The sequence below is a fragment of the Methylobacterium sp. J-070 genome (genome assembly GCF_022829385.1).
Classification (GTDB): Bacteria; Pseudomonadota; Alphaproteobacteria; order Rhizobiales; family Beijerinckiaceae; genus Methylobacterium.
In genome coordinates, this window is the sequence record NZ_JAKSXX010000208.1 from 65590 (window position 1) to 79478 (window position 13889).

General features: G+C 70.8%; 10 protein-coding genes. 8 read left to right on the plus strand and 2 right to left on the minus strand.

The genetic code is table 11. From position 1 onward, the window contains the following. Positions 1-30 precede the first annotated feature (30 nt). The 3 genes from atzF to MKL01_RS22490 all read left to right on the plus strand — a co-directional run bounded on the left by atzF (position 31) and on the right by MKL01_RS22490 (position 4706). Positions 31-1833, plus strand: coding sequence for an allophanate hydrolase (atzF, locus tag MKL01_RS22480; RefSeq protein WP_243907404.1), 1803 nt, complete (start codon positions 31-33; stop codon positions 1831-1833). Between the two features lie 140 nt (positions 1834-1973). After that, the gene (locus tag MKL01_RS22485; protein WP_243907405.1) at positions 1974-2843 is read left to right on the plus strand and encodes an alpha/beta hydrolase; all 870 of its coding nucleotides are present in this window, start codon (positions 1974-1976) and stop codon (positions 2841-2843) included. Between the two features lie 237 nt (positions 2844-3080). After that, positions 3081-4706, plus strand: a complete 1626-nt coding sequence (locus MKL01_RS22490; RefSeq protein ID WP_243907406.1) for a long-chain-fatty-acid--CoA ligase — start codon at positions 3081-3083, stop codon at positions 4704-4706. A 108-nt stretch (positions 4707-4814) separates the two neighbouring features. Here MKL01_RS22490 and MKL01_RS22495 read toward each other — a convergent pair whose 3' ends face one another. After that, positions 4815-5780, minus strand: coding sequence for an ABC transporter substrate-binding protein (locus MKL01_RS22495; RefSeq protein ID WP_243907407.1), 966 nt, complete (start codon positions 5778-5780; stop codon positions 4815-4817). Between the two features lie 283 nt (positions 5781-6063). Here MKL01_RS22495 and MKL01_RS22500 point away from each other — a divergent pair, with 283 nt between their 5' ends. From MKL01_RS22500 to MKL01_RS22520, 5 genes are all read left to right on the plus strand, one after another. Next, a complete protein-coding gene (locus tag MKL01_RS22500; protein ID WP_243907408.1) occupies positions 6064-7041 on the plus strand; it encodes an ABC transporter substrate-binding protein in 978 nt (325 codons plus the stop codon). Further along, on the plus strand, positions 7038-9068 hold the full coding sequence (locus MKL01_RS22505; RefSeq protein WP_243907409.1) for an ATP-binding protein: 2031 nt from the start codon (positions 7038-7040) through the stop codon (positions 9066-9068). Before MKL01_RS22500 ends, MKL01_RS22505 begins: the two co-directional genes overlap by 4 nt. After that, the gene (locus tag MKL01_RS22510) at positions 9065-9463 is read left to right on the plus strand and encodes a response regulator (protein WP_243907410.1); all 399 of its coding nucleotides are present in this window, start codon (positions 9065-9067) and stop codon (positions 9461-9463) included. The genes MKL01_RS22505 and MKL01_RS22510 overlap by 4 nt, the downstream gene beginning before the upstream one ends. Then, complete coding sequence (locus MKL01_RS22515; protein ID WP_243907411.1) at positions 9460-10725, plus strand: adenylate/guanylate cyclase domain-containing protein; 1266 nt, start codon at positions 9460-9462, stop codon at positions 10723-10725. The genes MKL01_RS22510 and MKL01_RS22515 overlap by 4 nt, the downstream gene beginning before the upstream one ends. A 103-nt stretch (positions 10726-10828) precedes the next feature. Then, the gene (locus tag MKL01_RS22520; RefSeq protein WP_243907412.1) at positions 10829-11815 is read left to right on the plus strand and encodes an ABC transporter substrate-binding protein; all 987 of its coding nucleotides are present in this window, start codon (positions 10829-10831) and stop codon (positions 11813-11815) included. A gap of 297 nt (positions 11816-12112) precedes the next feature. On the opposite strand, the gene MKL01_RS22525 is transcribed toward MKL01_RS22520, so the two are convergent. After that, the gene (locus MKL01_RS22525; RefSeq protein ID WP_243907413.1) at positions 12113-13543 is read right to left on the minus strand and encodes a TAXI family TRAP transporter solute-binding subunit; all 1431 of its coding nucleotides are present in this window, start codon (positions 13541-13543) and stop codon (positions 12113-12115) included. Between the last annotated feature and the right edge of the window lie 346 nt (positions 13544-13889).

The following is a 13889-nucleotide window of genomic DNA, read 5'->3' on the forward strand; positions in this document are numbered from 1 at the left end:
CACCGAGCCGGCCCGAGCCGAGGAGCTGCCGTGCCCCCCTTCCCGACGATCCCGCTCCTGCATGCGGCCTACGCCGCTGGCCTCGACCCGCGCGACGTCGTGGCCGAGGCCTACCGCCGGCTGGCAGCGGTCGACGATCCCGGCATCTTCCTCGCGCTGGTGCCGCAGGACGCGGCGCAGCGGGCCGCAGCGGCGCTGCCGCCGTTCGATCCCGCTTCCCATCCGCTCTGGGGCGTGCCCTTCGCGGTCAAGGACAACATCGACGTGGCCGGCCTGCCGACCACAGCCGCCTGCCCGGATTTCGCCTACGTGCCGACCGAGACCGCGCCCGCGGTGGCGCGGCTGCTGGCGGCCGGGGCGATCCTGATCGGCAAGACCAACCTCGACCAGTTCGCCACAGGCCTCGTCGGCCTGCGCACGCCCTATCCGGCCCCGCGCAACGCCATCGACCCGGCCTACGTGCCCGGGGGCTCCAGCAGCGGCTCGGCGGTGGCGGTCGCCCACGGGATCGTCGCCTTCGCCCTCGGCACCGACACGGCGGGCTCGGGCCGGGTGCCGGCGGCGCTCAACAACGTCGTCGGCCTCAAGCCGTCCCTCGGGGCGATCTCCAGCCGCGGCATGCTGCCGGCCTGCCGGACGCTCGACACGCTGTCGGTCTTCGCCGGAACGGTCGCCGACGCCGACGCGGCCTTCCGCGTGATGGTGAGCCCCGACAGCGCCGATCCCTTCTCGCGCGCGCTGCCGGTGGGCGCGGTCCCCGCCGGTCTCCCGCCCGGTCTGCGGCTGGGCCTGCCGGATGCGGCGAGCCTGCGTTTCGGCGGCGACGATCTCTCGCGGACGGCTTTCGGCGCGACCGTCGCGGACCTGGAGGCGCTCGCCGGCGCGGCCGCGCCGATCGACTTCACGCCGATGTTCGCCGTCGCGGCCCTGCTCTACGACGGACCGTGGGTTGCCGAACGCTACGCGGCGATCAGTGCGGTGATGAAGTCGCGCCCCGGGATCCTGCATCCCACCACGCGGGCGGTGATCGGCGCCGCCGAACGCCACACCGCCGCGGACGCCTTCGCGGGGCTCTATCGCCTGGCGGAACTGCGCCGGGTCGCGGAGGCGGTCTGGGACCGCGTGGACGTGCTCGTCGTGCCGACCTACCCGCGCCCGCAGACCTGCGCCGCCGTGGCGGCCGACCCGATCGGGCCGAACAGCGAGCTCGGGACCTACACCAACTTCGTCAACCTGCTCGACTGGTGCGCCCTCGCGGTTCCGGGGCGGGCCCGCGCCGACGGGTTCCCCGCCGGCATCACCCTGCTGGCGCCGCGGGGATCCGACGGACTTCTCGCGGCGCTGGGCGCCCGCCTCCACGCGGCCTCCGCCACCCGGATCGGCGCCGGGACGATGCCGGTCCCGGCGGCGGAGCCGGGCCCGGCCCGCGCCCAGCCCGGAGAGATCGAGCTGGCGGTCGTGGGCGCGCACCTGTCGGGACTGCCGCTCAACCGCGAATTGGTCGAGCGGGGTGCGCGGTACCTGCGGACCGTGCCCACGGTCCCGGACTACCGCCTCTACGCGTTGGCGGGCGGACCGCCGCAGCGCCCGGGACTGCTCCGCGTCGCCACGGGCGGAGCTTCGATCGAGACGGAGGTCTGGGCGCTCGCGCCGGCGGCCTTCGGCGATTTCGTCTCCGGGATCCCGGCCCCGCTCGGGATCGGCACCCTGCGCCTCGCCGACGGGTCGACCCCGAAGGGGTTCCTGGTCGAGGCGGCCGGGCTGGAGGGGAGCGCCGACATCACGCGCCATGGAGGCTGGCGCGCCTACATCGCCCGATCGGCGGCGGCGTAGGGTTCCCGCGGCGGCGGCGTTCCGATCCGACCGGGCCTCCACACGGACCGGTTCAGCTGGCATACGCGGCCAGCGAAGCGGCCGCGCTGCGAAGCCGACCGCGACCCCGCCGCGGACCAACACGACCCGAGATGGCGTCCATGCCCAGCTTCATCCTCGACGACCCGACGCCGGCGGATCCGCGCCGCCATTGGGACAGGCTCGACACGGCCGCCCGCGGCGCCTGCTACGACAACACCGCGGCCGTGCCCGACAGCGCCGCCCAGGTCGCGGCCCGCAACGCGGCCTCGGCCCTGTACCGGGCCGCGCATCCGGCCGGCCTCGACATCGCCTACGCGGACGGGGCGCGAACGGGCTTCGACCTCTACCCGGCCCGCGAGGCGCACGCGCCCTGCCTGGTCTTCATCCATGGCGGATACTGGCAGCGGAACGCGCGGGCCGACTTCGCCTGCCTCGCGGAGGGCCCGAACGCCGCCGGATGGTCGGTGGCGATGCCGGGCTACACCCTGGCACCCGAGGCCGGCCTCGCCGGCATCGCCGCCGAGATCGGCGCCGCCCTGGATTGGCTCGCGGCCTACGGGCCGGCCCACGGGATCGCCGGCCCCGTCGTGCTCGCCGGATGGTCGGCGGGGGCGCAGCTCGCGGCCCTTCACCTCGGCCATCCCGCGGTGGCGGCGGGGCTGGCGATCTCGGGGGTCTACGACCTCGCTCCGATCCGCGAGACCTATCTGAACGAGAAGCTCGCGCTGACCGACCCCGAGATCGAGACCCTGTCGCCGTTGCGGCTCCCCGGGATCGGGAAGCCCATGACGCTCGCCTATGGCAGCCGGGAACTCCCCGCCCTCGTCCACGACGCGCGCAACCTCCACGCGCTGCGCAGCGCCGCCCACCTGCCGGGCGCGCTGCTGCCGGTTCCCGACGCCGACCACTTCTCGATCCTCGACGGGTTCCGCCGGTCGGACGGACTTCTGGTCCGGGCCGCCCAGGCGTGTCTGGGCGGCCTCCGGTAGGCCGAGTTCCGATCCGATCCGGACGGTGCGTCGGCGACCCGGCGGCGGTCGCCTGACCGGACCCGGTCGTGAACCCGGACGTCCGGCTCGGCTTGAGAGGCGAGCCCGATTGCCATCGCCGTCCCCTCCCCGGCCGCCCGAACTGCCTTAGACTCGCTGCCGGCGGCCCCGCCGCCCGACTGCGCTCCGGCACGAAGACCGGACGCCCGCGACAGGAACGGGAAGGAGCGGCACGCCATGATCGGCCTGATGCAGGACTGGCCTCTGCTCATCCACCGCATCCTCGACTACGCCCGGACGCAGCATCCGAACCGCCCGGTCATCTCGCGCTCGGTCGAGGGGCCGCTGCATCGCACGACCTACGCGGCGATCCACGAGCGGGCGCGGCGGCTGGCGAAGCGGCTGGATCGCGACGGCATCCGGGTCGGCGACCGCGTGGCGACGCTCGCGTGGAACACGTGGCGGCATTTGGAGGCGTGGTACGGGATCACCGGCGTCGGCGCGGTCTACCACACCGTCAATCCCCGCCTGAGCGCGCATCAGATCGCCTACATCGTCAACCACGCCGGCGACCGGATCCTCCTCCTCGACCTGACCTTCGTGGCGCTCGTCGAGCAGATGGCCGAGACGCTCCCGACCGTCGAGCGCTTCGTCATCCTCACCGATGCGGCGCACATGCCGGAGACGAGCCTGCGCAACGCGGTCGCCTACGAGACGTGGATCGCGGAGGCGGATGCGGACTTCGCCTGGGCGCGCCTGGACGAGAAGGCGGCCGCGGGCCTGTGCTACACCTCCGGGACCACCGGCAACCCGAAGGGCGTGCTCTACTCGCACCGCTCCAACGTGCTGCACGCCCTGGTGAACAACAGCCCGGACTACCTCGGGCTCAAGAGCAGCGACGTGGCGATGCCGGTGGTGCCGCTGTTCCACGCCAACAGCTGGTCGCTGGCGTTCCTCGCCCCGATGTCGGGCGCGGCCCTGGTGCTGCCCGGCCCCCATCTCGACGGCGCCTCCCTCCACGCATTGCTCGAGGAGACCCGCGTCACCCTGACGGCGGCGGTGCCGACCGTCTGGCTCGGGCTGCTCCAGCACCTCGACGCCACGGGTGCGAAGCTCCACCACCTCCGGCGGGTCCTCATCGGCGGCTCTGCCTGCCCGCGGGCCATGATCGAGCGCTTCGAGCGCGATTTCGGGGTCACGGTGATGCATGCCTGGGGCATGACCGAGATGAGCCCGATCGGCTCCTTCTGCGCGCCCAAGCCCGAGGTCGCCGGGCTGGAGGGCGACGCCCGCCTCGACCTCATGACGAAGCAGGGCTACCCGCCCTTCGGGGTGGAGTTCCGCCTCACCGACGATGCCGGCCGCGACCTGTCCTGGGACGGCACCACCTTCGGGCACCTCAGGGTGGCCGGGCCGGCGGTGGCGAGCGCCTATTTCGGCGACGATGCGCCGATCCTCGACGAGAACGGCTTCTTCGACACCGGCGACATCGCCACCATCGATCCGCACGGCTACATGACCGTCACGGACCGCGCGAAGGACGTCATCAAGTCGGGCGGCGAGTGGATCTCATCGATCGAGCTTGAGAATCTCGCGGTCGGGCACCCCGACGTCGCGGAGGCGGCGGTGATCGGCATCGACCATCCGAAATGGGACGAGCGCCCGCTCCTCGTCGTCGTGCCGAAGGCCGGCCGCACACCCGACAAGGCCGGCCTCCTCGCCTTCCTGCGACCGCGGATCGCCAAATGGTGCCTGCCGGACGACATCGTCATCGTGGAGGAAATCCCGCACACCGCGACGGGCAAGATCCAGAAGACGGCGCTGCGGGAACAGTTTCGCGATTACCGTTGGCCGACAGGCTAAGCGTCTTCCAGTTGACGCGGATCACGAAGCGCGCTCCCCTCCCCCTCGCTGGGAGGGGTTTGGCGCCCGGACCAATAAGTCAGTTATCCAATAGAACCCGAAAATAATCTAATCGAGCACTTCGTCGGCCATGGCGATCAGGTTCCGACTGAATTCGAAATCGATCGCCTTCGCAGCCGCCATGTTGATCACGAAGCGAAAGCGTTTCGGCTGATAGATCGGCAGGTCCCCGGGTTTGTCGCCCTTGAAGATCCCGACGATCTGATCCGCCACCCGGTTCCAGATGTCGGTCAGATCGATGTCGTGCGCCATCAGGCCGCCTTCCACGACATAGTTCCGATACGGAAACAGAGCCGGCAATCTGCTCGCTTCAGCCAGTTTGACGATCTGCGGTCCAAAGGTCCGGTTCTCGGCGGCACTGCTCACCAGCACGGCTTCGGCGCGGTCGGCCACGCCGAAGAACGCTTTGGCATAGTCGGTCTCGTGATGCGGGTTCTCGACCGGGGGACCGACCAGCTCGACACCGATCGTGCCCGCCGCGGCCCTGACACTCCTGCCGACCGACGTGGTCCAGGTCGTGTCCGGCGCGACGAAGAAGACCCGCTTCAATTCGGGAACGGCTTCCTTGAGGAGCGCCATGCGTTTGACCCAGATGTCGATGCCGGGATCGACGGAGGCCCCGGTCACGTTGCCGCCCGGATGGGACAGCGAGGAGACGACGCCGTAGGCAACGGGATCGCTCATCACGCCGACGATCGGGACCGTGTCGGTGAGGCGCTTCAACTCGGACACCGTCTTGCCGCTGATGGCAAGGATCACGTCGGGATGGGACTGGACGGCGGCTGCGGCGAGCGTGCGCAACATATCGGTCGAGCCCAGAGCGCAGTATCGCTCGATTTCGAGGGTCTGGCCCTCGACGAATCCGGATTTCTCGAGACGTCTCAGGGTATTGCCGACGAGGTTGCCGTTGGCGCGCGTCAGATTTTGCGGCGGTTCGGACGGGTGGACGATGGCGAGGCGGCGATTTGCCGATCCTGGCGCGCCCCACGCAGCTTTGCCGGAGACTGTCACCATGAGGCCAGACGCTATGAAATGTCGCCTCAACATCGTCTGACAGCCTGGGCCAGCCATTCATCCGCGTGAGATCTATCACGATGCGGGCAACGTTTCGCTCGCGTCGGCCGAGAGCGGTGCGCCGCTCAACGCGAAATCCGCGATAACCGCGATTCAAGCCCGGCGTGGTGAGGCGGTCGAGCTTGCGGTAAGCTCGCCATCCGGTTCGGCGGGTCGCGTCGGACGTCGGCGGCCAGAACCGCGCGGCATGGCGTCGTGGTGGTCGAACGGACTCGGTGATGGGATGAGGCGGCGGACCGTCATCGCAGGGTTGCCGTTGGTGCTGGCCGGCACGCCGTTGCCGGCGCTGGCGCAGGTGCCGGGCCGGGTGGCCGCCCTCTGGCCCTACACCCAGGAGAACGCCGAGGGGCAGGCGCTCTCGACCGCCTTCCGCGCGGCCCTGCGCGGACTCGGGCAGGACGATGGTCAGGTCGATGATCGCTGGGGGGAATCCGACGGCGATCGAACGCGCGCGGTCGCCGTCGATCTGATCGCCGCTAAGCCCCAGGTCATCCTCACGTATCTCAACGCGCAACTGAACGCCGTGTCCACGTTGACCCGCGAGATCCCGATCGTCTTCGTGGGCGCATCCGACCCGGTGGGCTTCGGATACGTGGCGAGCCTCCAGCGCCCGGGCGGCAACATCACCGGGTTCACCCTCTACGAGCCGCCGCTGGGCGGGAAATGGCTGGCGACCCTCAAGGAAGCCATCCCGTCGCTCCGGCGCGTCACCCTCCTGTCGAACTCGAGTTCCGGTACGGGGCGTCGCAACTTCTACGCGGAGTCCTTCCACGGCACTGCGGCCGCCCTCGGGATCGAGGCCGCCGTCGCGATGGTCGAGGACGCCGCCGCGATCGAGCCGGTGATCGCGGACCTCGCGCGCCAGGGGGATGCGGGCCTCATCGTGGCGCCAGGCACCTTCAGCGAGGCCAACGGGGATCGCATCGTCTCGCTGACCGGGATCCATCGGATCCCCGCGCTCTTCGCCATCCGGCGCTTCGCCTATCGGGGGGGACTGATGTCGTATGGTCCCGATCCGCTCGAGGCGGTCCGCCGGGCGGCGGGCTACGTCGATCGCATCCTGCGCGGGGACAAACCCGCGACGCTGCCGGTCCAGACGCCCATGAAGTTCGACTTCATCGTGAATCTCAAGACCGTGCGCAGCCTCGGCGTCACCATCTCGTCGGCGCTCCTCGCTCAAGCGGACGAGATCGTCGAGTGACCACGTCCCGCATCCTGGCCGCCCCGACAGGCGCGAAGAGCGCGCCCGGATGGCTGCGCCTGCGACTGTCGGGGAAATTCGCGGTCGCCTTCGTCGGGCTCGTGACGCTGGTCCTGCTCATCAACGGCGCCGTCGACCTGTCGCTCAACTTCGAGGAAGCCAAACGGACGGCGATCGAGGTGCAGCGCGAGAAGGCCAGGGCGGCCGCCGAGCGCGTCGAGGCGTTCCTCTCGGAGATCGAGAGCCAGATCGGCTGGACGACGCGGGCCGAGTGGCGGCGCGTCTCCCCGGAGCAGCAGCGCTACGACTTCATCCGGCTCCTGCGTCAGGCGCCCGCCATCACGGAGGTCGCCTATCTCGACCCGAGCGGCAAGGAACAGCTCCGGGTCTCGCGGCTGGAACCCGACGTCGTCGCCAGCGGCAAGGACTTCGCGGCGTCGCCCCGCTTCACCCAGGCGCTCAAGGACAAGACCTGGTTCGGCCCGGTCTACTTCCGGCGCGGGTCCGAGCCGTACATGACCGTGTCGGTGGCGCATGCCGGGCGGGAACCGGGGGTGACCGTGGCGGAGGTCAACCTGAAGCTGATCTGGGACGTGGTCAGCGCGATCCGGATCGGCGCGAACGGCTACGCCTTCGTGACCACCGAGACCGGCCGCCTGATCGCCCATCCGGATCTCAGCCTCGTCCTGCGCGACACCGACCTGTCCGCCCTGCCCGAGGTCGCCGCAGCGCTGCCGGGGAAGGCGCAGGACAAGGATTACGGGATCACCACCGGGCTCGACGGCGGGCTCGTGCTGGCGGCCCATGCGGTCATCCCCCGGGTCAACTGGATCGTGTTCGTGCAGCTGTCGCTGCGGGAGGCGATGGAGTCGCTGATCGAGTCCGTCATCCAGACAATCTCGCTGATGGGTCTCGGCGTGCTGCTGGCGACGGTGGCGGGGACCTTCCTGGCCCGCCGCATGGTCGTGCCGATCCGTCAGTTGCAGGACGGCGCGGAGCGGTTCGGCGCCGGCGACCTGTCGGAACGCATCGAGATCCGCACGGGTGACGAGATCGAGACGCTCGCGCGGCGCTTCAACCTCATGGCGAGCCGCGTGCAGGAATCCTACGAGACCCTCGAAGCGAAGGTCGAGGAGCGGACCCGCGATCTCAACAGGTCGCTCGACGATCTTCAGAAGGCGCAGAGCCGGCTTGTCCAGTCCGAGAAGCTCGCCTCGCTCGGCCAGCTGACCGCCGGCATCGCCCACGAGATCAAGAACCCGCTGAACTTCGTGAACAACTTCGCCTCGCTGTCGCACGAGCTCGTGGTCGAGTTGCAGGAGGCGCTCAAACCCGCTTCGCTTCCGCCGGACACGCGCCAGGAGGTCGACGAACTTGCCGACCTGCTGAAGAGCAACCTCGATAAGGTGGTGCAGCACGGGAAACGCGCCGACTCGATCGTCAAGAACATGCTTCTGCACTCGCGCACCGGATCGGGCGAGCATCGCCCCGTCGAGATCAACGCCCTCGTCGAGGAGAGCCTCAACCTCGCCTATCACGGCGCCCGCGCGGCGAAGCCCGGCTTCAACGTGACCCTCGTCCGCGACTTCGATCCCGCGGCCGGCATGGCCGACATCTATCCGCAGGAGGTGACGCGGGTGCTCCTGAATCTGATGTCGAACGGGTTCTACGCGACGGAGGAACGGGCCGGCAGTGCCGAACCGAGCTACGCGCCCACCCTCTCGGTGGCCACCCTGGACCGGGGCGACAGCGTCGAGATCCGCGTCCGCGACAATGGAACCGGGATCCCCGACAGCGCCAAGGCCAAGATGTTCGATCCGTTCTTCACCACGAAGCCGGCCGGCGAAGGGACCGGGCTCGGCCTCTCGCTGAGCCACGACATCCTGGTGAAGCAGCACGGGGGAACCATCGAGGTCGCGACGGAACTGAACCGCTTCACCGAATTCACGATCACACTGCCCCGTCGGGATGCGCGGGCGGCCGAGCCCGCGCATGCATCCCCGACCGAGTCGAAGAGCCCGCCATGAGCGTCCTGATCCTCGTCGTCGACGACGAACCCGATGTCACCGATCTGTTCCGGCAACAGTTCCGCCGCGAGCTGCGCGCCGGCCGCTTCGAGATGGCCTTCGCCCATTCGGCTCCGGAGGCCCTGACCTGCATCAACGCCTCGAACGGCCCGAACCTGATCCTGCTGTTCTCGGACATCAACATGCCCGGCATGACCGGTCTTGAACTGCTGCCGCTGGTGCGCGCCGCCCGGCCCGACCTGACGGTCATCATGATCACGGCCTATGGCGACGCGGAAACCCGGGACCGGGTCCTGGCCGCCGGCGCCACCGGCCTGATCACCAAGCCCATCGATTTCACGCAGCTGAAGGCGGAGATCGAGCATCGCCTGTCCGCGATCGCGGGGACGGAATGATCCCCGGCCTTCCGAGCGCCAAGATCCTCGTGGTCGACGACGAACCGGACCTCGAGGCCCTGATCGTCCAGAAATTCCGCCGGCAGATCCGCCAGGACCTCGTCACGTTCGTCTTCGCCCATGACGGGCAGGAGGCGCTGGACTGTCTCGCCGCGCATCCCGATGTCGACCTGGTGGTGTCGGACATCAACATGCCGCGCATGGACGGCCTGACCCTGCTCGCCAAGCTCCAGGACCTCGCCGACCGGCCGTCGACCATCATCGTCTCCGCCTACGGCGACATGGCCAATATCCGGACGGCGATGAACCGGGGCGCCTTCGACTTCCTGACGAAGCCGATCGACTTCGCCGACCTGGAAACCACGATCGAGCGGACCCTGCGGCACGTGGAGGCGCTGCGGGACGGGCGACGGCGGCAATCGCTCGCCGAGCGGGCGCACGCGTCCCTGGCGCGCTACTTCTCGCCGAACCTCGCCGAGCAGTTGGCCGGGGACGCCTCGGGCCTCGAACTCGGCGGCCACCGGCGCGACGTGGCGTCCCTGTTCACCGACATCGCGGGCTTCACGAGCCTGGTGGAGAGCCTCGATCCGGCGCTCCTCGCCGAGATCCTGAACGGCTACTTCGCCGAGATGACCGACGTGGTGTTCGCCCATGAGGGGACGGTCGCCAAGATCGTCGGCGACGCGGTCCACGTCCTGTTCGGGGCTCCGGGGGATCAGCCCGACCACGCCGCCCGGTCGGTGGCCTGCGCGCTGGCGCTGGACGGGGCCGCGGAGGGGTTCCGGGCGCGCTGGCGCGAGCGGGGGATCGAGATCGGCGCCACGCGGATCGGCGTGCATGCGGGACCGGCGATCGTCGGCAATTTCGGCGGCGGCCGGTATTTCGACTACACCGCGTATGGCGACACCATCAACACGGCGGCCCGGCTGGAGAACGCCAACAAGGCCTTCGGGACCCGGATCTGCGTCAGCGAGAGCGTGGTGATCCGCACCGGACAATTTCGCGGCCGCCCGCTGGGCGATCTCCTCCTGCGCGGCAAGCAGGAGGCGCTGCGGGCTTACGAGCCCCTGACCGAGACCGCCTATGACGACGCCGCGCTGAGCCGCTATCAGGTGGCGTTCGACCAGCTTGAGGCCGGTCAGGCCGGCGCGCTCGCGGCCTTCGCGGGCTTGGTCGGATTGCGTCCCGACGACGGGGTGGCGGCGTTCCACCTGAAGCGCCTCCTCAACGGGTCGGGCGGAACGCGGATCGAAGTCCGCTGAGCCGGCGGCCCTTCGATCCGCCGGCTGCCGAGACCGCAACGCGCCGGTTCCGGCGGAGACCTCCGGGCCGGCGGCCCGGACCAGCATGGGCAGGAGGCCCGGCATGAGGCGGCGCGACATCATCGCGGGCCTGGGCGGCGCAGCGGCGTGGCCGGCGACCGGCTGGACGCAGGCGGGTCGGCAGCGCCGGCTCGGCATCCTGCTGGTCTACGGCGCGAGCCATCCCGACACCCCGGTCATCGTCGAAACCTTGAAGGAGAGCCTGCAGCAGGCCGGCTGGACCTGGGACCAGAACCTCGCGGTCGACCTGCGCTTCGGCGACGGCGACGCCGTCAAGATGCGCCGGGAGGCGGACGAGATCCTCGCGCGCAAGCCGGATGTCGTCCTGGCGCAGGGTGTCGTCGGCGCCACCGCGCTCCAGCGGGCGACCACGACCACGCCGGTCGTGTTCATGATGCTTCAGGATCCGGTGGGCGCCGGATTCGTGACCAGCCTGGCCCGCCCGGGCGGCAATCTCACCGGCGTCACCAACTTCGAGTTCACGCTGGTGGGGAAATGGCTGCAGCTCCTGAAGGAGCTGAGCCCCGGCGTCACGCGGGCGATCGCCCTGCTCAACCCCGATTACGCCGCCCGGCTCGCGGGCTACACGGCCGAAATCGCCCGGATCGGGCCCGAGCTCGGCGTGGACCTGCGGATCGCCGGCGTGCACGACGCCGGCGAGATCGAGCGCACGATCGTCGCCTTCGCCGAGCTGCCGCAGGGCGGGCTGATCGCGCTGCCCGACGCCGTGACCAGCGTCTACGGCGCGCGGATCGTCGATCTGGCCGCGACCTACCGGATGCCGTCGGTCTACGCCTACGCGGCGCAGGTGCGGCTCGGAGGGCTCGCCGCCTACACCACCAGCGTGGAACAGGACGTCGAGCGGGCGGCCGACTACATCGACCGGATCCTGCGCGGAGCCGTCGTCGGCGACCTGCCCGTCCAGGCGAGCGAGCGGTTCTTCACCGTGATCAACCTGCGGACGGCGGCCGCCCTGAATCTGACGATCTCCCCCGCGCTCCTGGCCTCGGCCGACGAGCTGGTCGAGTAGGTCTCCTCGTCCGCCGGACGGGGGGCGACCCGGCGCGCGTCGATGCGGGTCGTCAATGGCGAGCGCGGTCTCCGTCGGGCCGATGGTGGCCGCGCCCGGCTCCGGCAGGACGGGCGTGCCGCATCCCCGTTGTTGACGCCGAGCCGGTCGGCGATCGCGTCGCCGTCCCCCTGCCCCGGCCACGGCCGGCAGGCCGCCGGCGCCGCCATCGCCGGGCAGCCCTGGCGCGCCGCGTCCGCCTTCCCGCGTCCGGGCTCATCGGCCCGGCCGATCCGGCGGTCGGCCGCCGCGGCTCCTTCACTCCGCGGTCGCGGAGGTCTTCGCGCCTGAGATCGTCGCGGCGACCGAATCTTCGGCTGCCGGCGAGGCCGCGTCGGCGCGCCGGCCGGCCGCGAAGGCGCGCTTGACCGTCGAACGGGCCGCGTCGATGGCGATGGCCGCGGCCGACATGGTCTTGGCCTCGGTCGGCCGTTCCAGGGCATGCTTGGCGATATCGCCGGCGAGGTCGTCGATTTCCCGAGCCAGGCCGCCGAGCCGCTCCAGATCGTGGGTGGTCTGCGCCTCGCGCCGGATCGCCAGGAGGCGATCGGTCGCCTCCTCGATCCGCTCGCGGCGCAGGCGGGACAGGCGCTGGCCGATCCAGGCGACGGCCGAGCCGAGGCCGCCGCCCATGAACGCGACCAGGTAGATCCAGGTCTCGTAGCGCTCGACGACGCTCTGCTGCTCGCGCTCGAAATAGTCGACGGCACCCGGATGGATCGGAAGCCGGGCGCTCGTCGCGCCGACCGTGCTGTCGTAGGCCGGGGCCTGGACGTAGTCGGCGGCCGGGGTCGTATTCGCCATCCCGCTGCGCAGCTCGAACAGGTGCTGCGTCACGTCGGCCGCCACCGGCCGCGCGAGGTTCGACCGCGCCATCAGGCGGTACGAGGCGCCGACGGTGCGGACGTCGGCGGCGGGGACCTTCGGGCTGCCGCCGAAGGTCTCGGCCGGCATGGTCACGACCTGCAGCCGCGGCATGCGCGCCACGAAGGCGTCCGCGTTCTCCATGTCGACGAACGAGACCTTGCGGTTCCGGCTCGCCGCCTGGACGATGCCGACGATGCGCTGGGCTGTCGGCGCGGTCGGCGCGGTGACGGAGATCACGGCATCGACGCGCTTGCGGGCGAAGGCGGCCGCGAGGTCGGCCTCGGCCATCTCCACCAGGGCCACGTGGCGGGGCGGCACCGGGGCGTCCGGATCGGTGGTGATCAGGGTCAGGCCATAATGATCGAGCAGGGCGCGGATCAGCGCCTCGTCGGCGTCCCGATGCGCGAGGATCGCCAGCCGTTTGCGGTCGAGATCGGGAAACCGGTCGATCCCGGAGGCCTCCGGCGCGGCGATGATCATGGCTTGGTCGCGCAGGATCGCGAGGGTCAGGCCGTTGTCGGGCAGGTCCACGTCCGGACGCACCACCGCGAGATCGGCACGGCCCTCGCGCAGGGCCTCGGCGCTGTCCCGGACATCGTCGAACGGCAGGATCCGCAGCCGGATCTCCTTGTGGCGCTTCGCCAGCGCATCCGCGTAGGCCTGGATCAGGGCCGGTTCGGTCCCGTCCCGCGGCGCGACCGCGACCGTCAGCACCGTGGCGCGCGAGGCCCAGTAGGCCACCGCGGCGCCGGCGCCCAGCAGGATCGCCAGGACCAGGAAGATGAATTCCCGCCGCATGAAAAGCGCGGTGAAACGCGACATCCGTACTGGTCCTCCGCCGTTCGCGTAGCGCGCTTTATCACGCTGTTCTGTCAGAGGGCCGGCGGATGCGGTGCACGCGCTGGCCGACCGCGATGGCCGGCGCGGGGGCGTGCGGCCCTGCGGCCGCGGTCGATTGGGTGATCCCCCCCGCACGCGGCCGCAGCCAGATCCCGCCGGGCTGCGGCGGAACTCTCGGCCCGGTACGGATCGGGCCGCCGGTGAGGCCACCCGCCGCGCCCTGCCCCCGTCCGCCGAACGCCCTGGCGGCGGCCGTGGGCCGCTGCGTGTCGACCCCGTCGTCCTCCGCGCGCGATCCCGCGGGAGATCGGACCGGTGCGGCCCGATC